The sequence below is a fragment of the Candidatus Villigracilis sp. genome, from assembly GCF_057083605.1.
The window spans coordinates 1-24,728 of the sequence record NZ_JBXMTI010000098.1 but is presented as its reverse complement, the minus strand read 5'-3'; the positions used below and the strand labels follow the sequence as shown (position 1 = coordinate 24,728).

Annotated in this window: 26 protein-coding genes; 18 read left to right on the top strand and 8 right to left on the bottom strand. The window is 49.1% G+C overall.

Annotated features, from left to right (window positions below; translation table 11 throughout):
- From AC14M5_RS14095 to AC14M5_RS14055, 9 genes are all read left to right on the top strand, one after another.
- Positions 1-332: endonuclease domain-containing protein (locus tag AC14M5_RS14095; protein ID WP_484030313.1), on the top strand; the 332-nt coding region annotated here is incomplete at its 5' end.
- 71 nt (positions 333-403) lie between these two features.
- Positions 404-622, top strand: coding sequence for a hypothetical protein (locus AC14M5_RS14090; protein WP_484030312.1), 219 nt, complete (start codon positions 404-406; stop codon positions 620-622).
- Complete coding sequence (locus tag AC14M5_RS14085; RefSeq protein ID WP_484030311.1) at positions 592-924, top strand: type II toxin-antitoxin system PemK/MazF family toxin; 333 nt, start codon at positions 592-594, stop codon at positions 922-924. Before AC14M5_RS14090 ends, AC14M5_RS14085 begins: the two co-directional genes overlap by 31 nt.
- Positions 925-1,018: 94 nt before the next feature.
- Positions 1,019-1,165: a hypothetical protein gene (locus AC14M5_RS14080; RefSeq protein ID WP_484030310.1), complete on the top strand. Its 147-nt coding sequence runs from the start codon at positions 1,019-1,021 to the stop codon at positions 1,163-1,165.
- 19 nt (positions 1,166-1,184) lie between these two features.
- Positions 1,185-1,541, top strand: coding sequence for a hypothetical protein (locus AC14M5_RS14075; RefSeq protein WP_484030309.1), 357 nt, complete (start codon positions 1,185-1,187; stop codon positions 1,539-1,541).
- 239 nt (positions 1,542-1,780) lie between these two features.
- Positions 1,781-3,598, top strand: a complete 1,818-nt coding sequence (gene pepF, locus AC14M5_RS14070) for an oligoendopeptidase F (RefSeq protein ID WP_484030308.1) — start codon at positions 1,781-1,783, stop codon at positions 3,596-3,598.
- A gap of 148 nt (positions 3,599-3,746) precedes the next feature.
- Positions 3,747-4,355, top strand: coding sequence for an RNA polymerase sigma factor (locus AC14M5_RS14065; protein WP_484030307.1), 609 nt, complete (start codon positions 3,747-3,749; stop codon positions 4,353-4,355).
- On the top strand, positions 4,352-5,038 hold the full coding sequence (locus AC14M5_RS14060) for an anti-sigma factor family protein (protein WP_484030306.1): 687 nt from the start codon (positions 4,352-4,354) through the stop codon (positions 5,036-5,038). The genes AC14M5_RS14065 and AC14M5_RS14060 overlap by 4 nt, the downstream gene beginning before the upstream one ends.
- A gap of 7 nt (positions 5,039-5,045) precedes the next feature.
- Complete coding sequence (locus AC14M5_RS14055) at positions 5,046-5,534, top strand: NUDIX hydrolase (protein ID WP_484030305.1); 489 nt, start codon at positions 5,046-5,048, stop codon at positions 5,532-5,534.
- A gap of 52 nt (positions 5,535-5,586) precedes the next feature.
- Here AC14M5_RS14055 and AC14M5_RS14050 read toward each other — a convergent pair whose 3' ends face one another.
- Positions 5,587-7,734, bottom strand: coding sequence for a clostripain-related cysteine peptidase (locus AC14M5_RS14050; protein WP_484030304.1), 2,148 nt, complete (start codon positions 7,732-7,734; stop codon positions 5,587-5,589).
- 225 nt (positions 7,735-7,959) lie between these two features.
- Here AC14M5_RS14050 and AC14M5_RS14045 point away from each other — a divergent pair, with 225 nt between their 5' ends.
- The 6 genes from AC14M5_RS14045 to AC14M5_RS14020 all read left to right on the top strand — a co-directional run bounded on the left by AC14M5_RS14045 (position 7,960) and on the right by AC14M5_RS14020 (position 14,280).
- Positions 7,960-8,667, top strand: coding sequence for a hypothetical protein (locus tag AC14M5_RS14045; protein WP_484030303.1), 708 nt, complete (start codon positions 7,960-7,962; stop codon positions 8,665-8,667).
- A gap of 78 nt (positions 8,668-8,745) precedes the next feature.
- Positions 8,746-9,606 (top strand): AmmeMemoRadiSam system protein B, encoded by an 861-nt coding sequence (amrB, locus tag AC14M5_RS14040; RefSeq protein ID WP_484030302.1) that lies wholly within the window; start codon positions 8,746-8,748, stop codon positions 9,604-9,606.
- Between the two features lie 33 nt (positions 9,607-9,639).
- Entirely contained in the window at positions 9,640-12,093 is a 2,454-nt protein-coding gene (priA, locus tag AC14M5_RS14035; RefSeq protein ID WP_484030301.1) for a replication restart helicase PriA, read from the top strand.
- Positions 12,094-12,124: 31 nt separating this feature from the next.
- On the top strand, positions 12,125-13,021 hold the full coding sequence (locus tag AC14M5_RS14030; RefSeq protein WP_484030300.1) for a hypothetical protein: 897 nt from the start codon (positions 12,125-12,127) through the stop codon (positions 13,019-13,021).
- A gap of 54 nt (positions 13,022-13,075) precedes the next feature.
- A complete protein-coding gene (locus tag AC14M5_RS14025) occupies positions 13,076-13,591 on the top strand; it encodes a phosphoribosyltransferase (RefSeq protein ID WP_484030299.1) in 516 nt (171 codons plus the stop codon).
- Between the two features lie 89 nt (positions 13,592-13,680).
- On the top strand, positions 13,681-14,280 hold the full coding sequence (locus tag AC14M5_RS14020) for a Crp/Fnr family transcriptional regulator (RefSeq protein WP_484030298.1): 600 nt from the start codon (positions 13,681-13,683) through the stop codon (positions 14,278-14,280).
- Positions 14,281-14,433: 153 nt separating this feature from the next.
- Here the strand turns inward: AC14M5_RS14020 and AC14M5_RS14015 are convergent, their stop codons facing one another.
- The 7 genes from AC14M5_RS14015 to AC14M5_RS13985 all read right to left on the bottom strand — a co-directional run bounded on the left by AC14M5_RS14015 (position 14,434) and on the right by AC14M5_RS13985 (position 22,043).
- Positions 14,434-14,883 (bottom strand): DUF6174 domain-containing protein, encoded by a 450-nt coding sequence (locus AC14M5_RS14015; RefSeq protein ID WP_484030297.1) that lies wholly within the window; start codon positions 14,881-14,883, stop codon positions 14,434-14,436.
- A 110-nt stretch (positions 14,884-14,993) separates the two neighbouring features.
- Positions 14,994-16,337, bottom strand: a complete 1,344-nt coding sequence (locus AC14M5_RS14010; protein WP_484030296.1) for an ammonia-forming cytochrome c nitrite reductase subunit c552 — start codon at positions 16,335-16,337, stop codon at positions 14,994-14,996.
- 13 nt (positions 16,338-16,350) lie between these two features.
- The gene (gene nrfH, locus AC14M5_RS14005) at positions 16,351-16,836 is read right to left on the bottom strand and encodes a cytochrome c nitrite reductase small subunit (RefSeq protein WP_484030295.1); all 486 of its coding nucleotides are present in this window, start codon (positions 16,834-16,836) and stop codon (positions 16,351-16,353) included.
- Positions 16,837-17,116: 280 nt separating this feature from the next.
- Complete coding sequence (locus tag AC14M5_RS14000) at positions 17,117-17,584, bottom strand: copper chaperone PCu(A)C (protein ID WP_484030294.1); 468 nt, start codon at positions 17,582-17,584, stop codon at positions 17,117-17,119.
- 193 nt (positions 17,585-17,777) lie between these two features.
- Positions 17,778-18,947 (bottom strand): glycosyltransferase, encoded by a 1,170-nt coding sequence (locus tag AC14M5_RS13995; protein WP_484030293.1) that lies wholly within the window; start codon positions 18,945-18,947, stop codon positions 17,778-17,780.
- Positions 18,948-19,010: 63 nt separating this feature from the next.
- Positions 19,011-21,614: an AAA family ATPase gene (locus AC14M5_RS13990; RefSeq protein WP_484030292.1), complete on the bottom strand. Its 2,604-nt coding sequence runs from the start codon at positions 21,612-21,614 to the stop codon at positions 19,011-19,013.
- Between the two features lie 99 nt (positions 21,615-21,713).
- On the bottom strand, positions 21,714-22,043 hold the full coding sequence (locus AC14M5_RS13985; RefSeq protein WP_484030291.1) for a hypothetical protein: 330 nt from the start codon (positions 22,041-22,043) through the stop codon (positions 21,714-21,716).
- 113 nt (positions 22,044-22,156) lie between these two features.
- Between AC14M5_RS13985 and AC14M5_RS13980 the strand changes: the two genes are divergently transcribed.
- The 3 genes from AC14M5_RS13980 to AC14M5_RS13970 form a co-directional block, all read left to right on the top strand.
- Positions 22,157-23,245, top strand: coding sequence for a M20/M25/M40 family metallo-hydrolase (locus AC14M5_RS13980; RefSeq protein ID WP_484030290.1), 1,089 nt, complete (start codon positions 22,157-22,159; stop codon positions 23,243-23,245).
- 154 nt (positions 23,246-23,399) lie between these two features.
- Positions 23,400-24,452: a M42 family metallopeptidase gene (locus tag AC14M5_RS13975; protein WP_484030289.1), complete on the top strand. Its 1,053-nt coding sequence runs from the start codon at positions 23,400-23,402 to the stop codon at positions 24,450-24,452.
- Positions 24,449-24,728, top strand: a 280-nt coding sequence (locus AC14M5_RS13970; RefSeq protein WP_484030288.1) for a nucleotidyltransferase domain-containing protein, incomplete at its 3' end; no start/stop codon positions are given. The genes AC14M5_RS13975 and AC14M5_RS13970, both read left to right, overlap by 4 nt.

Sequence of the window (24,728 nt, the reverse complement as noted above, 5' to 3'; positions counted from 1 at the left end):
CCTCTGTCCTTCGGACAGAGGGGCCGCGACATGACTCCTGCCGAAAAATCCTTTGGCAGGAACTGCGCGGGAATAGGTTGGGAGTCCATTTTAGGAGACAACAGGTCATTGCTGGCTTCATTGTTGATTTTTACTGTCACAAGGCGGCGTTGGTCATTGAAGTGGATGGCGACATCCATGATCTGCAACAGGAAGAAGACGCGAGGCGGGAAAAGGTTTTGAGTGAGATGGGGCTGCGGATCGTCTGCTTTCGGAATGAAGAGGTTATGAAGGACGCTTCGCGGTCCGCTGTGGTGGGAAAGGTCCGCGGGCTGGTTGAAGAGTGGCAATAACAGTTGGTGATAAAATACTCCTACTTATTGTTCATGACGTCTTTCCAGTAAGTTTTTGAAAAGGAGAATCCATGTTTACAGTTGAAGCAGTAATTGACGAAGAGGGGAACGTAAAAATTCTCCAGCCCATTCCGCTTCAAGGGGCGCGGCGTGCATTGCTTGTAATTCTCGATGAACCTGCACTTCCCGTCGCTGAAACGGCTTTGCTCAGCGAAGCCGCGCTTGCTGAAGATTGGCTGAGACCAGAGGAGGATGAAGCATGGTCATACCTAAATCGGGCGACGTCGTAGTTCTGCCCTTTCCATTTTCCGACCTTTCGGAAAGCAAAGTTCGCCCTGCCGTGGTATTGGCACGCGCCAACAAAAGCGACTGGATACTATGCCAGATCACGAGCAATCCTTATGGCGATGCTCAGGCAATCGTTATCGCCCAGACCGATTTTGAGTCAGGAATGTTGCGGCTTCAAAGTTATGCGCGCCCGTCAAAGTTGTTCACGGCAAATGAGGGTCTGATCATTTCGATTGAAGGAACGCTAAAGCCAGAAAAGTTGAGCGAGATTCGAAAAGCGATCATTGCCATGTTGGAGAAATAGAATGGCAGAAAAGCTAACTTTCCAATATGACCGTGACGCAGATATTTTGTAAATCAACACTGTCACGCCCTACGCTGAACAGGAATCTGAAGAGTTGGAGGATGAGATCATTGTTCGTCTCAACCCGAAAACAGGCAAGATCGAGAATTTTGAAGTGCTGTTCTTTACCAGCCGTCTGCTGAGAAGGGAACTATTCTCCCTGCCTGTGATTGCAGACTTACGCCAGGTTACGAGAGTCTAAAGACAACATCCAAACACGTATGGAACAGATTGAACAACTCTCCCAAGCCGCGCTTGATCGCGACCATCTCAAGTTACGAAGCCTTGTGCAGGATGTAACGCGTGAAAAGGTTGACTGGAATAACATCCAACGCCCGTCAACGAACGATGCACGCCTCTTGGTTGTGAGCGCCGCGTTGGTTGAATTGCTTGCCCAACGCAATCATCAACTTCCGCCTGCATGGACAAAAGAAATTGGGGCGTTGAAAGAACCTTTCTTCCTGCTTGAATCCGCAACACGAATGAAACGACTGCGCGTTCTGTGTGAGACACAATCCCCTGAACCAATGCGGAAACGTCTTTTATACGCGCCCCCACACTTTCTTGAATTTGCATGAACAGCCCGAAGGCGGTGCACTGTGCTTGTCGAAGCAGCTTCCATGAACTGAGCGATGATTTCAATCCGAACGATTGATCCTGATTTCCCGAGGAATTTGTCCAAGGCGCTGACGGTGGATTGAGGGTCAACGGATCGCTTCACGAAACGGATACTCAGTGGAACTTGTCTAAGGTCATGATGGGGGATTATCATATAGGTCGTCGTTGAAAACATACAACATGATAAGGAAATCATCCCATGACCACTCCCCTCTCCCGCTCAAAAGTAAAGAAGAATCAAACCTGGAACGCTGAAAACGTATTTGCCACACCAAAGGCATTTGATGCAGAAGTGACAAGCCTTGTGGAAAGCCTTGGGGGAATCAAAAAATATCAAAGTCATCTTGGCGACGGCCCTGATACCTTTATTAACGCGATGAACGCCATCGAGGAAATCTCCAAGCGCGCCGCTAAAGTGCAGGTCTATGCCACCATGTCCAGCGCGGTGGATACTGGTGATCAACAAGGCGCGGCGATGAACGGCAAAGCCATGAGCGCGATGGCTCAGGTGGGCGCAGCCACATCCTTCGTTGACCCTGAACTCCTGACCATTGGCGAAGCGAAACTACGTCAATGGCTCAAAGATGATCCTCGCATGGAGCAATACGAACATTACTTCAACGATCTCTTCCGCAAACAGGCCCACGTCCGCAATGCAGAAGTGGAGGAACTGCTTGGTATGCTGCGTGACCCATTCAGCAGCACCCGCAACACTGCCAATATGCTGGCCAATGCAGATTTCAAATTCAAGCCTGCGCGCAATAGCAAAGGCAAAAAAGTTGAATTGAATCAAAGCACCTTTGATGCCATTCTCAACGGCTCAGACCGCAAGGCACGCCAGACCGCCTGGGAAAATTACAACGACGAATATCTCGAACACAAAAATACCCTGGCGAATAATCTCACCACTTCCGTCAAACAAAACGTGTTCAATATGAAAGTGAGGAATTTCAACTCCTCGCTCGAGTCCACGCTTTTCAATGGCAATGTCCCCGTAGAGATGTTCCATAACCTGCTCAACATCTTCAAAAAGAATCTCCCTTTGTGGCATCGTTACTGGAAGATTCGTCGCAAGGCTTTGGGCGTAAAGACCTTGCATCCCTATGATGTTTGGGCCCCGCTCACCACAAAAAAACATAACGTCCCATTCGAGAAAGCCGTCAATTGGATTTGTGAAGGCCTTGCGCCAATGGGCGATGAGTACGTCAGCGTGATGCGCAAAGGATGTTTACAGGATCGCTGGGTGGATTGGTCACCCAATGTAGGCAAACGCCAGGGAGCATTTTCGACCCGCGTTCCCAGCGATACACATCCATTCATATTGATGAGCTATACCGATGACATCGGCAGTATGAGCACGCTCTCGCATGAGCTCGGTCATTCCATGCACGCGTACTATGCCAGCCGCTCTCAACCCATGTTCTACTATTTGTATCCTTCCATCATTGCAGAGACAGCCTCAAACTTCAATCAGGCCATGGCCCGTGCTCACCTGCTCAATACCAACCCTGATAAATATTTCCAGATTGCTCTGCTCGAAGAAGCCATGGATAACTTCCATCGTTACTTCTTCATCATGCCCACTCTGGCGCGCTTCGAACTTGAGACCCATCAGCGTATCGAAAAGGGACAACCCCTCACCGCCGATTCGATGATCGAGTTGATGGCGGATTTATTCAGCGAAGGCTTTGGTGGGGAGATGAATCTAGACCGCGAACGGGTCGGCATCACCTGGGGCACGTTCACTACACATCTCTACATTGATTACTACTCCTTCCAATACGCCATTGGTATTTCCGCGGCGAATGCCATTGCCAAACGCATTCTCAACGGTACACCAAATGCAGCGGAAGACCACATCAATTTTCTTAAAGTGGGTTCTTCCAAACCACCAATGGATGTTTATAAACTCGCAGGGGTAGACATGACCAGCACCGGCCCAATCGAAGATGCCTTCGCAGTTTTGGAAGAGTATATTGATCGTCTGGAAATGCTAACGGGTAAAAAAATAAACTAAGTTATCCCTAAACCAAATTTCACCTGGAGGGCGCGGAGCATAAAAAGAATTTCTCTGCGTTCTCCGCGACTCTGTGGCAAAAAAATAGGCAATGACCACACAAGAGTCGAAATGACAGCCTACGCATAAAGCGAGTAAAATAGAATCCATGGACGAAATTTCGCTCATCAACTCTGCACAAAACGGCGACCTTGATGCATTCAATTCGTTGATCCTGCATTATCAAGATTCCGTTTTCAATACCGCCGTGCGTATCCTCGGTGATGAAGACCTTGCGCAGGATGCAGCACAGGAAGCCTTCATCTCTGCCTTTCGCAGCATTTCATCTTTTCGCGGCGGCTCGTTCAAAGCGTGGATCATGCGAACTGTTACCAATGCCTGCTACGATGAACTGCGCCGCCAGAAGCGACGTCCCATCACCCCGCTTGAACCCGAAACCAGCGATGGCGAAGAAATGGATTCTCCAAAGTGGCTGGCAGATACAAACATGACCCCTGCGGAAAAATCTGAAGCCGATGAACTCGAGCACGCCATTCAACATTGTCTCGATGCTCTTCCAACAGACTTCCGCATTGTAGTTGTGCTGGCCGATATTCAAGGCATGGATTACAGCGAAGTAGCCGCATCAGCTCATGTTCCACTTGGCACTATCAAGAGTCGTCTCGCGCGTGCACGTTTGCGCTTGCGTGAATGCTTGCGTGGCTTCGAGGAACTTTTACCCGCTTCATTTCGTCTTGAAGGGGAAAGCATTCTATGAAAAATTTCCGCGAGATTGAACTCCTCTCCTCCTATTTGGATGGGCAACTTAATACATCTGAATCAGTGCGATTGGAATCCCGCCTCATTTCGGACCCTGAACTTGCCTCTGTTTTAAATGACCTTCGCGCCGCTCGAGGCGTTTTCCGCAAACTACCCCATCGCAAAGCACCACGCAATTTCATGTTGACTAGAAAAATGGTCGGGTTAAAACCGCCGTTGCCGCGCGCCTATTCGTTCTTCCGTTTTTCAACTGCCTTCGCAACGATTTTGCTTGTCATTTCATTTGCTGCTAATTTACTAACGCCGCAAATGAGATTCGCTGCATCAGCGCCGCAAGCAGCCTATGGATTTGGTAGTGGTGGAGGAGGTGCTGCTACTGAAGCTCCTGCCGCAACCGAGGCACCAGCGGCAACCGAAGCGCCCGCAGTGGAAGAACCCTCAATGGAATTGGCTCCTGCATCTCCAACATTGGGTGCCGATGCCCGTACCCAGGAACCTGCTGCGGACGCGATGCAAACACTCAAAGAGGCAGAAGCTGAATCAGGATTACCGGAGCAGGCTGAGGTCCAGAATGAAGCGGTTGTTCCAATCACATGGCAGATCGTGTTACTGATCATCATCCTGTTCAGCGGCTTGCTGATGTGGTTCATGCGCCAATCTGCTGTGCGCAAGTGGCAATGATGTTTCAATGGCCCATGACCATTTTGTAAAATTCTGTCCGCGTTGCGGGGCACAGGTTATGTATGAAGAAAAATTTGGCATGTTGCGCCCTGTCTGCCCGCAATGCCATTGGATTTACTTTCAAGACCCCAAAGTTGCTGCGGCTGTCCTCGTTGAAGAGAACAGCCGCGTACTGCTTGTACGGCGCGCTAACGAACCTTTTCGCGGGTTATGGACTTTGCCTGCGGGATTCGTGAACGGTGGCGAGGACCCCGCCAAAGCAGCTGAGCGTGAATGTTTGGAAGAAACAGGTTTGAGCGTGCGTGTGATGCGGGTGCTGGAGATCATCTCTGGCCGTGAGCACGAGCGCGGCGCAGACTTCATCATCGTCTATCTGGCTGAGGTGGTGGATGGAGAATTAACTCCCGCTGATGACGCCGATGCAGTAGAGTGGTTTGACAAAAGCCAATTGCCCCCGCTAGCTTTCAAAGCAACACAAAAGGTTTTATTGAAATAAAAAGACTTCGGAGTAGCAGACTCCGAAGTCTTTTTATCATGCTTCATTCTTATTATTCAAACTGATAGGTAAAGTATTCGTAGCTTTCCTTGGTATTGTTATCAAAGTCAACCGCGTAAAAGCCGACGGCATAATCACCGTCCACAGGGTAGCGCGACTCGAACCAAAAGCCCTGTTCTCCATAAGTGAAGACAACGCCGCCCAATGAATTATCAAAATACGGTTCATCGTTTTCATCAAAGTAATAGGATTGGACGTAGTCTTCAAATTGATCGCCGATCTGCGGTGTGATCGCAACGGCTGAAGAGACGCCATCGCCGTCAGGGTCAGGCAGTGCAAAGACATGCAGCAGGTTGCCGTCCGGGTCGAATACAAGTTTGGCATCTACGGGAGATCCGTTCAGTGGGGTGTACTGCCCAAAAATGGAATAGGTTGTAATTCCTTCGGCACTCAAATATTCATCGGGTTCGAACAAGCCGAATTCCTCATGTTCACCGTCCTTAAGCACCCACAGACTCGGCACCCATTCATAGTTGACCTGAATCGGGCTGGGGCCATAATCCGGTCTATTGACGCCGCCCACGGTGATCGTTTCGGGAGCGAAGTAATAGAAGGTATCTGCCACCCAATAAGCATCGGCTTCCGGGTTATAAAAGAAGAGGATGAAGTAGATGTAGGACACCTCGCCGGTAATCGTTGTGGAGAGCGTTATGGTTTCGTCACCGGTTATGACGGTGTCGGAAAGTTGAACGGGGGCAATGGTAAATTCCGATGCGCCCGGCCCAGTAACCGTACCCGAACGATTGGGGACAAATGCCTGCCCATCTTCCGGCACAAAGGCCTGCCCGGTGTAATGGAAGGCTAGGAATTCGTCCCAAGACGATTGTTCAAGGAAATAGGATGCATCCGTTGCATAGTGGATCGGAGCCTGGTCATTGAACTCTGTAAAGACATAAATATCAGAAATAGGGAAATGGAAGGAGATACCAGTTGAGCCATTCATCCTGGTGCCGTGTTTTTCGGCAACGACCGCGCTGGTGATTGCGGTTTTCAATTGTTGATAGGCCTGCACAATGGCCGGGTCATTGGTAGTGGACATGACCTCCGCAAAATTAGCGAGGTCTATATATGGAGATGGGAGTGATTCATCAAACACAGAGTAAAAACTGCGGGTATATTGGCGTCCCTGTGCCACCCATTGCTGGTCTACCGCAGTTAGCGTGGCGATGAACTGATTCATGGTGCTGATCACATCCGGCACCCGCGCGCTCTCAATGGCGCTCAGTGTAGTATCAGATTCAAATTCCGTAATTTCAGCGGATGAGCGGCTTAAAGTCAGCAGGGTGTCTTCAATAATATAAGTTGAGACGATAAATTGTGATGCCTCGCGTCCACCCACAGCCGGGTTTTGGGCAAGTTTCTCCAACCAGGCGGCATAAGCCCAACCTGTGGCTGGCTCCACTTCTTCCGAGGCGATCATGTAATTCGTATATGGGTAGAGCGAACCATACACTTCGATCATGCCCATCAAACAGGCATCGAAGCCAAGGATCTCAAATTTCTGCCCGCCCATCGTCTGCTGGACTTGCGCAATCGCATCGGTGATCTCAGGCAGGGAAAGTGTGTTGCCGGAGGAGAGATCAGAGAATCCGTTCGCCCAGCCGCTGCCATGGTCGGACATGATCAGCGCATATTTTTTAGCGGGATAATGTTGGATCGACCAGGTAACAAAATCGATCAGGGTCTGCGGACTCCCCATATCCGCTTCACCGGTATTTTCAACGACTGGGGATGTGATCTGATTAAGATCATTATCCTGGGTTATGAGATAACGACGGGTCTCCGTCCAATCACCATCCTGGCTGAATCCACCCACGGCGCGGTCCAGTTGAACGACGATATTCATTTGCGGATTTGATCCGACAAGTTCCATCTCGTTAACATCAAACCATATGTCACTTTCCAGAATTTCATCATCCGCATCTGCATAGACGATGATGGTCCACTCCGGCAGGTTGGATGTATCAGAAGGGACGATGGGCTGGCCCGGAATATCTGGCTGAATCGGCGAAGAGCCTCCCAATGCACTGATCAGCGCATCACCATAAAAATAAAGCAATACAACAGTACAGCAGACAACTGCCAGACAAATGGCAATGATGGCAATGACCACCGGGATTCCGATCTTTGACTTATTCATGAATGCCTCCAATAAGCAGAAAACAAAAAAGCTTGCCCTATCAACAGTATTACCCGGACATAATAGCATGATAGCGGAAGCATATGCAAGGGGCATATTTTTTGAAATGCAGTTTCAACATTAGAAAACCTGCCACCATGACCTGTGTACCTTCCGATTTAATAATTTATGAAGTATGCTTGCGGAAAATTTCATTTTTTCATAAAGAACAGGAGAGATATTCATATGAAATCAAATTACCGTATGATCTTTGTTTTTGTTGCGTTATTATTGGCAGTAAGCTTGGCTTGTTATGGCGGCGCAGCTCCCACTCCCACCACTGTTCCAACCAACCCGCCTCCTCCAACCAGCGCGCCTCTTCCCACTGCTGCCCTCTTGCCAACCACCGGCGCTCCGCAAAGCCCGCAGGGTAACCCCGCCATTGGCGCCCCGCAGAACCCGCAGGGCAATCCGGCACAACAGAGCGGCACCAGTTCAGATCTCGTCACCTTCGTGGATGAAAACAACCTGCTCGCATTCGATCTACCTGGTGACTGGTATTATGAACACAATGTCGGTGATGTGCTTTACACAGACACCTTCACCTCCCCGGATGAAGTTTCTGCCGATATTGAGAGCCTGGTTTACAACGATGGAGATGCCATCAACAATACGCAGAGCACCGTATTTGCACTGTATCTGATAAATACCTACTATAGCTATACAGGCAAGGAAGGCGATATCCGCGTCTCCAGCGACCAGATCATGCAGGATGGCTCCGAACGCCTTGAATGGACTTCGAAAGGCGGTGACTATTCTGGCGTCTCCTACTTTGAAGTTCGAGGGAGTGACCGTAAAACCTTCCTATTGTTGACAGCCAGATGGGTAAATGATGCCGACCAGGAAATATTGGATACCATCAACAATGCCATCAATTCTTACTATATTCCCTAGGGATAAAAAGAATTCGCTATACAAACCGAGGCTCACAAGGGCCTCGGTTTTTGATTCCCAATATGCTACAATAATTTCGTGAACGCGCTCAACATCCGTCCCTCTCCGATAGCAGGCACATGGTACGAGGCGGTGCCAACCTCCCTCGCTGCTATTGTGGATGAGTATCTCGCGGATGCTAAACTTCCTGAAATCAAAGGCAAGTTGATCGGCGTGATCGCCCCCCATGCAGGGCATAAATATTCTGGCCGCGTGGCCGCCCACGCCTTTGCCACGCTTCGCGGACTGAGCCCCGACCTGGTCGCCATCCTTTCTCCGTTTCACAGCTTCGCACCCTATCAACTCATTACCACCAGCCATCAAGCTTACGCCACACCGCTTGGTAATGTCGAAGTGGATCAAGAGGCGCTGGCAGAGCTGCAAAAAAATCTCGATATTCCCATCTCCCCCATCCCGAACGACAAGGAACATTCACTTGAAATCGAACTTCCTTTTTTACAGCGCGTTCTCAAAAACGATTTTAAACTTTTGCCGATCATGATCCATGCACAGGAAGAGAACGTTGCCAAAAAACTGGGGATGGCATTGGCACGCACGCTCAAAAAGAAAAATGCCATCATCGTTGCATCTACTGACCTCTCCCATTTTTACGATCAGCAGACCGCTCACATTTTCGACAATGAAATGCTCACCTGCATGGAATCATTCGATCCCAATTCCATTTTTGAAGCCGAACATACCGGTAAAGGTTTTGCATGTGGCCACGCCGCAGTTGCGGCATCTTTATGGGCCTCGCAAAAACTCGGCGCTAACAAAGTCCAGATATTAAATTACGCCACCTCAGGCGATGTTACAAAAGATTACTCGTCTGTGGTTGGTTATGGTGCGCTGGTCATCACAAAGGAATCCAGAATCTCACGGCTTAAGCGAACCCAATGAGCGGAGTCCTAAAACTCCCCTTATAATCAACTCATGTTCGCCCGCCTCGCCGTCAACATCCCCGCCATCTCAGGTATCTTCGATTACACAACCCCAACCGAACTCGTCTCGCAAATCCAGCCGGGTTGTTTGGTTGTTGCACCATTTGGCAATCAGACGGTGCAGGGCATCGTCATCGAATTGACAGATTCATCCTCCATACCGAATCTCAAACCGATCATTGACCTGCTCGACCCTGCCCCCGTTCTGACTCCGCCGCAAATTGCCCTCGCCCTTCGTTTGGCAGAGTCCACGCTGAATCCCCTAGCTGCCATCGTAGGGCTGATGATTCCCACAGGCTTATCCCAACAAGCAGACATCAATTACGAATTACGCATTACGAATTACTCAGATCAAACATCCAAGGTCGCAACACGCCTTGTGACTTTACTTCGTGAACGCGGCACATTACGTGGACGGCAAATCGACTCCCACTTCGCTAAAGTGGATTGGCGCAAGACCGCAAACATGCTGGTAAAAAAGGGGGTGCTTTCCACAAAGAATGTTCTTCCCCCGCCTCGGGTGAGGCCAAAGCACATTCGCGTTGCTCAACTGTCGGTTAAGCCTGAAGCGGCTGAAGCGGAAATGGACTCGCTCGGTTCCACCAAGCAGACTCTGGCCCGTCGTCAAGCCGCATTGCGATTCCTCATCCAACAACCTGATGCGATCAACCTATCATGGGTCTATGCTGAAACAGGCTGCAACCTGGCCGATTTACAGGAACTCGAAGAACGCGGATTGATCCGATTGTTTGAGAATGAAATTTTCAGAGACCCGTTGGGGAAGATTGAGAAACAAGTATTAAGCGAAGAGTTAGCGCTCACCTCCGAACAGTCGCTTGCACTCCAGGAAATCAAACAATCCATCTCGTCACTCGGTACCCATCACTCATTTCTTTTATATGGAATTACCGGCTCAGGCAAAACTGAAATTTATTTACGCGCCGCAGAAGATGTGATTAAGAATGGCAGGCAGGCAATTATTTTAGTTCCTGAAATCGCACTTACGCCGCAAACAGTGCGGCGATTTTTATCGCGCTTCCCCGGGCAGGTGGGGCTGGTGCATTCAAAATTATCGGAAGGCGAAAGGTATGATACCTGGCGGCGGGCGCGTGCTGGAAAACTAAATGTCATCATCGGTGCGCGTTCTGCATTGTTTTCACCTTTGCCCAATATCGGCCTGATCGTTGTGGATGAATGCCATGATAGTTCATATTATCAAGCCGATCCGCCATATTACAACGCAGTGACCGCCGCACAGGATTATGCGCGTTTATGCGGCGCAGTCTGTGTAATGGGTTCTGCCACGCCAACTGTGGAGCAAAGATTTCAAGCCGAAAGCGAACGCATCCAAAAATTGGAATTACCGAAGCGCGTCACCGACTCAAATCTTCCACCTGTGCAAGTAGTGGATATGCGCGAGGAACTCAAGAATGGCAATCGTGGAATCTTCTCGCGCAGTTTAGCCGAATCACTAGCCGAGACGCTCTCACGCAATGAGCAGGCCATCATCTTCCTCAACCGCCGAGGCACAGCTACTTATATCTTTTGCCGTGATTGCGGACATGTATTGAAATGCCCCAATTGCGAAAATCCATTGACAATGCATGTCGAAGGGCAAAGGTCAAAAGTCGAAGGTCGAACGTCAGCATCTTTTGACCTACTCTGCCATCATTGCGGCTACACCCGCAAAAGGCCGAGCAAGTGCCCGCAATGCAACAGTGACCAAATTCGAGAATATGGTTTGGGGAGTGAAAAAGTGGAAGCGGATATCAAATCCATGTTTCCGCAGGCGCGCACATTGCGTTGGGATTGGGATACCACCCGTCAAAAGGATGCACACGAGATCATCCTGACTCATTTTACAAATCATCAAGCCGATGTACTGGTTGGCACGCAAATGCTCGCCAAAGGTCTGGATCTACCTCTGGTCACTCTGGTTGGCATTGTGCTAGCGGATGTGGGTTTGAATCTGCCCGATCCTTTTGCAAGTGAAAAAGTTTTCCAAACGCTCACACAAGTTGCAGGCAGAGCAGGACGTTCCTCGCGTGGAGGCAGGGTCATTTTACAAACCTTCATGCCCGAGCATTACGCGATTCAACATGCTGCAGGGCATGATGTGGATGGATTTTATGAACGCGAGCTGGATTATCGCAAGCATTTGGGCTATCCTCCCTTTGCGAAACTGGCACGCCTGGAATATCGCCACGCGGACAATGTCAAAGCGGAGGAAGAGGCTCAGAAATTAGCGGTCAGGCTCAAGGTCAAGATCGAAGCGGAGGGTCGTCGTCAAACGGAATTGATCGGGCCCGTTCCATCCTTCTTTTCAAAAGTGGATGGCCTCTATCGCTGGCAAATTGTCGTGCGCTCACCTGACCCCGCTGCATTGTTGAGGGATATAAAATTAACTGATTGGCGAATTGAAATTGACCCGATAAGTTTGCTATAATCAGCGCATTATACAAAGAGGAGCATAAATTATGCAAAGTTTTTCACGAGGTTGGAATTTTCTTAAGCAAGCCTGGAGCATGGCTTTCAAAGACAAAGATCTGCTCAAACCTTCCGTTTATGCCCTGATTGTTGGGATGATTATTTCAGTCATCGGCATTATTCCCATTATCATTACTGCTGTTCTGCTGGGTGATAGCCAGCTCGGGCGCATCATCATGGGCATTTTTGGCGCTGGCTTAATGTTCGTTCAATTTACAGTAACTTATCTTTTTTCAGCCATGACCATTCATCTTATTTATGGATACCTCACCAAAGGTGACGGGCGCATGAGTGAAGCCTGGGCCATCGTCCGCCGCGACTTCGTTGATATTCTCACGCTCGCAGCGGTTTCCACTTTGGTGGGCATCCTGCGAAACATGGCGAATAGCAACAGAAAAAATAATGTTTTGGGGAGCATCCTGCGCACCGCCATGAGGGCTGTTGAAGCCTTGTGGACCGAAGCCGCGCTTCTGGTTTTGCCCGCCATGGTCATTGATGATCTGAATCTCGAAGACGGCCTAGCTCGCATCGTGAAGATCACAAAGGAAAATCTTTTGCTGATCGGTATCAGCACCGTAGGTGTGCGCTTTGTAACAGGGCTGATCGGTTTTGTATTTGCCATGATAGGCCTTGTATTGGCCATTGCCATCGGCGGCGGCATCGCTTATGTAGCTGGCAGCAGCACCGTCATTTTGGTCATTGGCATTGCACTCGGCGCGTTGATCTTCTTTAGCTTCGTGATGGTTGCCAGCCTGTTCAGTTCCTACACCAGCACCGCTTATCACACCTGCCTTTACATATGGGCGCGTGACGTGGAAGTTGCCCAAGTAGAGGGACGCTCGATACAGGTTGCGGCTCCAGCTCCGCTCGCAGCTGCTCTGGCGTAACAAAGCTTTTTCCAACTGATAACTTTTCCACTCAAATTGATAAGGAATACAACCATGCCATCTGAACCCCGCCGCGAAATGATCTCCTGGGAAGAACTGGATAAATTGATCGACCATCTTGTTCCCCAATTCCAACGCGAATTTACAGCGATGGTATTGATCACGCGCGGGGGGATCATCCCTGGCGGTCTGCTGGCCGAAGCCATGGATATCACCCACATCCTCACCGCCGCAGTGGATTTTCCCGCGCAAATGGAAAGCCAGAAATCATCCGCTTTCATGGCATGGCCTGAATTCATTCAATTCCCCGCAGAAGATAAATTACGCGGACGCCCAACCTTGATCGTAGATGACGTTTGGGGTTCAGGGCGTACCATCACAGCCGTGAAGAACCGTGTTTCTGCAGCTGGCGGATTCCCTGAGACTTGTGTTTTGCATTTCAACCCTTATCGAAATTTGTTTGGCACTGTACGCCCTGATTATTATGCGGCCACCACCGATGCGTATATAGTTTATCCCTGGGAGATAGATCGCGGCGCAGACCAGGTTCTGCTCGGCGAGAATATATAACCCCAGCCATGAGATCGATTGAAACGAACTTAAAACAAAGAATTAAAATATTGCGGGGAAATGTATATTTTGATGATCTTACAGAAAATATGCTCAAAGAAATCGCTGAACATATGATCCTGCGCGAATATCAGCGCGGCGATGTATTGCTCTGGGAAGATGACCCATGCGACGGTCTGCATATCGTTGAACAGGGCAGCGCCAAGATATTCAAACTCTCGCCTCAGGGACGGCAGTATATTGTCCGCGTTTTGCAGGAAGGCGATACATTTGCTGAAGTGCCTGCATTTGATGAAGGGACAAACCCCGTCAATGTAGAGGCGCTGGAAACCTGCCGTGTTTGGGTGATCAGCAGCAAAAAGCTTCATGAACTCGTGATGGCTCACCCTGCCTTCGCGCAAAAGGTGTTGGTGAATTTTGGCAAAATGTTACGCGGCATGGTGCGGATGGTAAGCGAGATGGCCTTTTATCAGGTCACCCACCGACTTGCGCGACTCATCTCCGAACTGCCCCAGGAAAAATCTGGGCCGCCCTGGACGCAGGAGCAACTCGCTGCAAGGCTGGGAACTGTGCGGGAAGTGGTGGCGCGTTCATTAAAGGAAATGGAAAGAAGCGGGGCGATCAAAATGGAAGATCGGCGCATCCAGGTGGCCGACAAAGAGATATTCAGCCAATGGCTGGATTCGTAAAACACAATTAGCCCAAAATTTAATATAGGACGCGGACGAACGCGGATTCAAAAAAGAATCCGCGCTTTCTGCGTTCATCTGCGTCCAGCTTTGCTCTTAAAAACAAACTCACCCACGAAAGATTAATCTTGGGGTGAGTTATGTTTTAATTGTTTATTCCAACACTTCAAAATTTGAGATATAGAGCGAGAGTTCATCGTCTATCGCTTCTTTGATCTGGTCAATGGCGATGTTGACAGGAAAGCCGTAAGTTGGGTCATACTCCACAGTGACCTCGTCTGCCCCTCCTGCAATCTCAGCCTCCAGTTCAAGAAAGACGCGGTCTATCGTCGCGTAGGATTCGTAAACATCGTAAGATAAATCTGACGGGTCGACAGGGGTTCCATCAACGCGAGTCATCGAAACGACTTCACCATCTTTCACTTCAATGGTCAGCGGCATGTCGTCGCTAAATGGGCAAAAGCAGCCGATGAAGAGGCTGTAACGATAATGTGTGATATTTGCAGCCTTCCATTTGGCAAGGTTCTTATCGAGTTCAGATGATGCTCCAACCGAGCAGGCAGTGAGGACAAGGGCGAGCGCCAATAAGATAATCTTTTTCATTTTTTCTCCTTATTCTCAATTGACGATGCCATTTTAGAAAATGTTCCCATTGAAAAAGCTCCCCGCCAGAAATGACGGGGAGCGCTTCACGAACGTTACTACATTATTAATTACGGAGCCGTTTCTTCAGCAGGATAGTATGTGTCCGTCGCCAGTAGTGACGTATCTCCTACAGATTGCGCGGCCAGCATTTGAGCCTGGCGTGCAAGGTTGGCGGATTTGGCGAGAACCTCAAGTGCGTATTCAGGGTTGTGAAACCCTGTGCTATTTTCGGCAGAAACGATATCCCACATAAATTGCGCTTCACGATGCAGTTTGCGGGCTTCATCAAGCAGGGCTGTATCAGCATTTCCAGAAGCAACGGCGGTTTTGATGGCGTTGATGGCGTCGATGATCGCATCTTCCGTATCGATCTTTGTCTCAGCAACTTGCTGTTGAATACTGGCCACACGGCCAATCACATATTCTGTATCGGTATGGCACTGACCGCAAGCCTGCTCAGGGTTAAGCAATGGGCTATGAACATCATGTGATGAATATTTGCTTGCGCCATCGCGGACGTACGGCATGTGGCAGTCGGCGCAGGATACACCGGCATTGTAATGTGTGGAACCAGCGGTAAAGAATTCATACTCAGGGTGTTGGGCCTTGAGCATGGGTGTATCTGTTTCGGGATAGACCCAATCCTTGAAACCTAATTCTTCGTAATACGAGATAATCTCTTCAACTTTTGTGCCGTTATCCCAAGGGAAGGTCAGGTACTTGCCATCGCCCTTGAAATAATATTCAACATGGCAGTTCGCACACACAACCGTGCGCATTTCCTGGCGGGTGAAGGTGGTCCAATCCTTGCCCTGTCGTTCAAGTGCTTCTTCGAGCGCGGGGTTGGTTACGATCAGGCGCATGGTTCCGGCTTCATGGCAGTTGGCGCATCCAATTGATTCATTGATGTTGGGTGTCATTTCATTGAATGTCATGGCGTCATAGGCTTCCATGCCCAGTTCATCCCACAAGCCAGGGTTGGCCGATGATTTGCAGGAATAGCATGTGGCAGGCGTATGTTTGGGGTCTTCATCATTCAAGTTCAAACGCTTGGTGGCACGCACATCATCCAGCGCATTGGCATGTCCGCGATCATCGTTGTAATCCTTACTGAAGGGGTAACCAGCAAATAGGATCACCTGGCGCGGGTCGCGTTCCAGCCAGGAAAATTGTGAAGAGCCCGCATAGGTTGTATCAACGTTATTGGTTTTGGTCTTCATCAACGTATCATACTGGTTGGGGAAGTTCACGCCCCACAATGACGAATCAGGTTCCATGGGGGCGATCTCGACCAGGGGCTCAACAGTGCGTACTTCCGCAGGTTGATTCTTCACATAAGTCAAAACGCCGACCAGCGCAACAGCCAAAACAATAACAAGGCCAGCCAGAATAAGTGTAGTGTAATTTTTCATCGGATCATTCTCCTTACTTGGTAGGATAGAAACTTGAATCTTGATAAGGCACGCCTGAAGCGCCGCGTGCGCTGTGTGCAACCTCGCGATGGCAATCCCAGCAATAGCGGTCAAAGGGTTGCTCACCCATCACAATATTTTCCACTGAATCTTCATGACAGTGTATGCAATTGGCTTGCACAATCTCTTTGGTTTCATCACTGGCACGAATCATCACGGGAATATTCCCCGTTACAAAGGCATAGGTATCTTTCATGCCCTGCCTGCCCTTCTCGGCATAATACACAACGAAATTATCATGCGGCAAATGGCAATCAGTACACTTTGCCCAATTCTCGTGCGCACCGTGATACCAGTTCTCATATTGTGAATCCATCGAATGACAATTGGCACAAGTTTCCGGGGCGCTACCTCCATAGGAGGCGGCATCGGTCACAAACGCAAAATATCCCAACGCTATGACCGCAATTGCAATGGCAATGATAGGAATCTTTGACATAGGCTGACCTCTCATAAATTAACGTACGCTTAATATAAAGCACAGTAGAGGAATTTCTTGTAACTTTTATCACAATTTGCCATTGAGAATCAATACCTGATTCAGTCAATATCATCAGAATTGTCCAATTATGATGACCCTCGCGTCTCTTCCCGCTCATGCCTGATACAACATAAATGAATTCGCCACGCCCAAGCATGTTATGCCCAAAACAAAACCACCTCATTACGATTTGTAGTGAGGTGGAAAAAAGAAGATGTAGTGGCAAGAGTACGAACTCTTATGGCGTCATATCCATGCCAGAGCCGCCCATATCTGCGGCATCTTTCACAGGGACAGTCAAAGTTATCTCTTCATAATTTTTGAAGTGAAGTATCAGCGTTATATTGTCGCCCACTTTCAAATCCTGCTTAAGGCCGATCAGCATAATATGATAGCTGCCTGGCTTCAACTCCAATTCACCACCTGCCTCAATCACCACAGATTCCTGCGGAAGCATCTGCATCACACCATCAAGACCCATCTGGCTTAGATGGACCTCCACAGCCGCGGCCAGATCAGATGAGATGCCGATCAATTCATCATCCTGTGACGTACCATTGGCGATCAGCATGTAAGCTGCACTGGTGCCGTCTTTCACCCCCGAACGCGCCCAATAATTGCTGGCTTCGATCAGGTCATTTTTTGGAACACCGCACGCGTTCAATAACAACATCCCCACCAAAACGAACATCCATATTCTTTTCATACCTCTCAGTTTCCTTTTTTCATATCTTTTTATTTTCTCTACTGTATATCCTTCATTGCGAGGGCGCTCTTGTTTTTTTGCCCGAAGCAATCCCACAGGCGATGGAGATTGCTTCGCCGCCAAAGTACAAGAGCGGTGGCTCGCAATGACGAAATTACTTGGTTTTGCATGACAGAGAATGCTATTCCAATCCTTATGTGCTGTGATAAGTCCTCCCCTTCCAGATCACGCCCTTGCCTGAAATCACCTTCCATGCGGAGGTCAACATCATGGCGGCAAATACACCTGCCCCGAGCGGAGTGGCCAGCGCATACCATGCTGAAATATTCATTCCGTGTGCCACCTTCGCGCGGGCGTAGATCAAAAAGCTCCAAACGATCAATGACTTTATGACTACGCCAATTGCCATCCAGCCGCCGCCTTTGAGATACCAATTCAACCCAAGCAAAGGCCAAATGGGCAGGAATAACGCGGCGATCAAGGCAAGTGTCGCACCGAATGCACCGAGCCATAGCATAGCTGGATGATCTCGCAAACCGAGATAAATATTTTTCGTCCAGCCTTCCCACATTTCTGAAAGAGACGTATACATGCGTGTGCTCACGACTCGTGTACCGTCTGCTACCACGAGATGATATCCATTCCACTTCACTTGCTCAGCAATGGCTTTATCTTCCACAATTTGATCTTTAATTTTTTCATGCCCGCCGATTGCATCATAAACACTGCGTTTGATCAGGATGAATTGTCCGTTGGCAACCGCGTCGCGGCGGGACGGGTCATTGACTTTGCGCGGCGAGAATCCGACTGAGAGCGCTGTCATCACCAATGGCATGATAACTTTTTCCCAGAACGAACCCAGTATCTGCTCAGACATGACTGTAAATAGATCGGCCTCTGTTTCGATGGCTTTGGCATAACAGGAGGAGAGGGCTTGAGATTCGAGGAAAGTATCCGCATCTACAAAACACAGCCATTCGCCGCGGGCAACTGCCGAGGCTTGGTATAAGGCATGAGGTTTGCCAGCCCAGCCTTCGGGTAAGTCTGAGCCGCTGATTGGGATGAGGCGAGAGTCACGGGATGCGATCTCTCTTAATTGAGTCAGAGTCGTATCAGTGGAGCGATCATCCAAAACAATGACTTCGAGATTTGGGTAATCCTGCCTCAGGGCAGATTCAACACATTTACGAATATTATTTTCTTCATTACGTGCAGGGATGCAAATGGAAATGAGCGGCGCGCCCGAAGGGGTTGGAGGTGGCACAGGCGTGACAACGATATCAAGATGATATTGGTTGTGAACCCAATAAATAATGAGCAGGCCGAGAATGAAAAAAATTGTGGATGTGATGAAGTAAGGCATGACAAGAATGCGTGATTCGCAATACGCAATTTACAAATTACGCATCACGAATTTTGTTTATTGTTATATAACTTTGACGGTGCTTCCCCGCTCTGTCTTTTCAACCTCAACTCGGTTGGGAAATGCATCTTTGAGTTCATCCAGATGCGTGATGACCAGGATTTTTGCAAAATCATTTTTGACAATGTTGATGGCTTCGATCAGCCGTTGGCGGCCCTGCACATCCTGTGAGCCGAAGCCTTCATCGATCACGAGGGTTTGCAAACGTGCGCCTTTGCGCTGCGCAAGGATCTCTGAAAGTGCGAGTCGAATCGCAAAGTTGACTCGAAAGGCCTCGCCACCTGAATACATTTCATAATCGCGCGTGCCCGCCGAATCACTGATCTGAATATCGAGCGTTTCCTTTAAGTCGTCACGTTTTTTATCTTTATAGGCTTCCTGTGTCACAAAGCGAATCGACATCTGGCCATCGCTCAAACGGTCAAGCAGGTCATTGGCCTTTTGCTCAATTTGCGGAAGTGCCTGTTCAATCAGAAGCGCGGGCACGCCATCCTTGCCAAAAGCACGCTCCAACGATTTGTGATGCGCGATTTTTTGATTTAGTCCCTCGCGCTGAATTTCGTAATCCGCTTTGCGCGTGCGCAATGTATCCAGTGCCTTCACCTTTTGTTCGGCGCCGCCCAATTCACTGCGGCTTTGGTTTTCATCTTCACGCAAGCGGAACAATTCGCGCTCCGCTTCATCCAGGTCTGGTAATTGTGATTCGGCATTTTCGAGCACAGCCGCGGCTTTGCTATGATCTTTTTCCTGGCTGGTAACCTCAGCCTTGCGGTTTTTCATTTCCGACTTCAGGCTTTCAATTTCGCCTTCGATCTGCTTACTCACTTCACGCGCAGATTTTAGATTACTGTATTCTTCTTCCACGCTGCGGCCTTCGATCTCCTGCCTGCGGGCTTCGTCATGCGCGGAGATGTCATAACCAAGTTTGGCAAGTTCCTTGTCCAACTTGGCGAGTTCCTTTTGTGCTTCATTGGCATACTTGCGGCTTTCCAACAATCTTGTAATTTCTTTCAAACGCTTTTCACCAATGAGCTTCCACTCCCTGGCAAGCGCCCGCAGGGATTCAGTGCGCTCGGTGAGCTGCGAAATTGAATTTGAGTGTTTGAGACGTTCGTTTTCTACATTGGCAAATTGCGAAATTCGCAATTCGTAATCCGTAATTTCTTTTTCGATGTCTTCGATCTCTTTTTTATTCGCACGGAACCGATCCCCTTTTTGTTTGCCTTCCTTATTCAATTCCTTAAGCGTGGATTTGCGATGGGCTTCGCTCAATTCCTGTCCGCATAATGGGCAGGTTGCGCCCTCTGCTTTCTCCAGCGATTCGATGCGGGTTTTGAATTCATCCATTTCCCTGCGCAGGGTTTCGTTCTCGGCTTTCAATGCCGCGTATCGCTCACGTGCTTCACTTCGCCTGCTTTCCAAGTCATTGCGTTCCTCAATCTTCGTCTCAACTTCGCTCAAGGATTTTTCCGCCTCAGCGATTTGCTTTTCAAGATCATCCATCACTACTAACTGATCACTAATTACTGAGTACTGATCATCCAAACCATCACGTTCCTGTTCCAGTTTTGCCTTTTCCACTTCGATCTCGCGCAGCAGGGGTTGGCGTTTTTCATCTTGTTCACGGAATTGCGCTGCGACCTGATCCATTTTTTCAACTTCAGCGCGCGCCTTCTGCCACGCCTTGTACGCGGATTCGATTTCCTTCGCGCGGCCCATCAGGTCGGCATATTTGGCATGATCCAACGACTTTTGTGCAAGGCGCAATTCAATACCTGCAAGTGATTCGCGTGAATTTTCAAGTGTCTTCAACAAGGTATCTACCAATTTACGTTGCTCGTTCAACACCGCCGCAGTTTGTTTGATATTTTCCAGGATCTTTTCCTGCGCTGAACGTGCGGATGTCAATTGAACAAGACCGCTTTCGAGTTCCTTCAAACGGGATTTGCGCGCATCTTCCTCGCCAAGTTCTGCATCAATCTCTGCGATACGCCCATCAATTGTAGTGGCTTCGTTTTCGATGGCTTTACGCTTTTCAGCCGTGCGTTCCTTATATGTATCCCAAATCTCCAACCCAAGGATAGTGCTCAGCACAGTCTTGCGTTCACTGGCTTTCTTTTGCGTGAATTGGTCCGCCTTACCTTGTAGAAAAAAGGATGCGTTGATAAAGGTCTCGTAATCGAGTCGTAGAGTCTGTTCGATCCGCGCCTGGGTATCTCTGGTAGTCTTTTCAGTTAATGGTTTCCATTGACCATTGACTATGGACTTTGGGCCATTTTGTGCACCCTGTCGTCCGTCATCCAGCACTTGAAACTCAAGCACAGTATTCTTGCCGCGCGGCAGCGTTCTTTGCACACGATAAATGTTATTCTCATAAGAAAAAGTCAATGTCACTTCTGCGGCCTTCACATCCTGGTTTAGGTTGATGACATCCGAGCTTTTCCCACGTGCCTCGCCAAACAAAACCCATGTGATCGAATCCAACAGGGATGATTTCCCCGCGCCATTGTTTCCAGAGATACATGCAAGATCGAATGAATTAAAGTCCAACTCTACCGGGTCTCGGTAGGATAAAAAGCCTGAAATGCGTAGATGAAGGGGAATCATGATGATGGATTATAATCGAAGCAATATGATAGATTCCGACACACCCCGCACACGTCGCCGCATGAGAATCCTCGCGGTCATCATTGCCACCATCCCCTGCTATTGTGCTGGATTTATTGCACTATCATTTGCCCCAGATGTACGCGCAACTGTCACCCCCACGGCTACAGCAACAATTAGCAGCACTCCAACCCTCAGTCCGACTCCACTGATATTCACAGCTACAAACACACCAACATTTACCGTAACACCCACACCTACGGCTACTACTACGGCCACAGCTACCATATCTCCTTCGCCGACGAACACACCATCAATTACACCCTCGCGGACGCCAACCCAAACGCCGTCAAATACACCCACGCAAACACCTTCCAACACGCCAACGCAAACGCCTTCCAACACACCCACACAAACGCCATCCTTCACACCTACCGCATCCCCAACAGCCTTTGGTGGATAATGATGAGACCCTAAAGGTTTCCTTTGAAATCAGCAAATCCGATCATTATGAAAACCTTTAGGGTCTTCTTCAATTAAACATGACCGACATTCTTCCATTTCTCAAATCAATCATATCGGTTGCAGGTTTATCGGGACATGAAACTCCTGTTGCGAATCTCATCGAACAAAAGTGGACTCCGCTGGTGGATAAACTCACGCGAAGTAACCTCGGTTCAATTCATGCGCTGAAAAAGGGTTCGCAAACTAAAAGCATTCGCTCCACTGATAAATCCCCGCGCCCATCCGTGCTCATCGCCACCCACATGGATTCAATTGGTCTCATGGTCTCACGCATCGTGGACGGTTTCCTCTACGTTACCAACATTGGCGGTATAGATTCAAGAGTTCTGCCTGGCACGCCCGTTGTTGTCCACGCTTCGGAGAGCGAAGAGGATCTATATGGTGTGATCGTTATGCCGCCAGCCAATCTTCTACCTGAAGGTGAAGGCAGTGGCGTCATCCCCTTGAAATATCTTATGGTAGATACGGGCCTCACGCCAAACGAAGTCTCGAAGCGAGTCAGGATTGGGGATAGAGTCGCCTTTAACACAGAACCAGTTGAAATGTCAGGTGGATGCGTAAGCGGTCACACGCTGGACAATCGCGCATCTGTCGCAGCACTTACCATCTGCCTCGAAGAATTGCAGGCTAAGTCGCATATTTGGGATGTGTGGGCGTTGGCGTCAGTCCAGGAGGAAGTTACCCTGGGCGGCGCGCGAACCTCCGCATTTCAGATCAGGCCCACCATTGCGATTGCAGTGGATATGACCTTCGGCAAAGGCACTGGCGCAAGCGGCTATCAAACCTTCCCGATTGGCAAAGGCGTAACGCTTGGGATCGGCCCAAGTATTCACCCGTTTTTATACAAACGCTTTAAAGAAGTTGCTGAACGAATTGAAATCCCTGTGGCAAATGACCTGATGCCTGAATATTCATCCACCGATGCAGACGCCATGCAATTGATCGCCGAGGGCATTCCGACCATGCTCCTAAGCATTCCAGAAAGATATATGCATACGCCTGTGGAGCTTGTGTCAATCAAGGATATTCAACGTGCAGGGCGCCTGTTGGCTGAGTTCATCGCTTCGCTTGAAGCGGATTTTATTGAAAGAATAGTCTGGGATTAATCCCTTCGTCCTGAGCGGGGCCACACGCTCCTGCCAGTTGTGTGGCGTAGTCGAAGGACAGGTTGCATAAAAGTTTATGTATTCATGCCGCCCGCGCTTCGACTGCGCTACGCTCCGCTCAGCGAGGAAGATTTCGATAAGGTAATGTAACATTATGCTTTCCATTGGCAAAACACAAATCAACCTGCTTGAAAAATTATGCAATGCAATGGCCGTCTCAGGCGATGAAGGCGAAGTACGGCGCATTGTGTTGGAGGAAATCAAACCATACGCCGCCGAAGTAAAGGTGGATGCGCTTGGCAGTGTGCTCGCGCTCAAAAAAGGCGCGGGCAAAAAACCTTTGCGCGTTCTGCTGGATGCCCACATGGATGAAGTCGGTTTTATGATCGTGGCTGATGACGGTGAAGGTTTTTTCCAATTTGAAACTGTCGGCGGCATCGACCCGCGTCATTTGGTTGGCAAACAGGTTATCGTTGGCAAGGAGCATGTAGTTGGCGTGATCGGCGCGAAGCCCATTCACATGACCAATGCGGAAGATCGTTTACATACTATTGAAGTTGACGCCATGCGTATTGACCTCGGCCCCGAGGGCAAAGCAAATGTAGGTGATCGCGCCACCTTCGCGACAAAATTCAAGCGAGTCGGCCCATCCATCATGTCCAAATCCATTGATGACCGAATTGGAGTGGCGACTTTGATCGAGCTATTGAAACATGCTCCAAAGGATATCGAGTTATGTCTGTCCTTTAGCGTGCAGGAGGAAATTGGATTGCGCGGAGCAAAAGTTGCGGGGTATTATTTCAACCCCGATCTGGCGATTGCCGTCGATTCCACGCCAGCGCGTGACCTGCCCGATTTTGAAGGACATGAAAACTATACCTACAACACCAGGCTTGGGCTGGGGCCTGCCATCTACATGGCAAACTCATCTACTATTGATGACCCACGCCTCGTAAAATTTCTTGAAGAAACAGCCATTAAAAATAAGATCCCATATCAATTCCGTCAGCCGGGTGGGGGCGGCACGAACGCGGGTGCAATTCAACAATCTCGCACAGGTGTGCCTGTCGTTTCGGTCTCTGTGCCGCACCGTTACACACACTCCCCCATCAGCGTTTCGCAGGTGGATGATTGGAAGAATACGTTGAATTTATTGCATATCACGTTGAAAGAAATAAGTCCTTCGCTGGTAAAATCAAAAAGATGAAACAGAATTTTCCCGATTTGAAAATATTGCCAAAGATATTCAAAAAGTATCCAGACATTCAGGCTGTATATTTATTTGGGTCGGTTGCCAATGGCAAGACTCATGCTGAGAGTGACATAGACCTTGGTATTTATCCACGCGACTCATCTTTACGTTCTCAAAAACTGGACATCCTGGCAGACTTGACTCGCAATGGTTTTGATAATGTGGATTTGGTCTTTTTGGACACACCCGACTTAATCGTTCGATTTGAAGCGGTTCATCAAAATCGCCTGG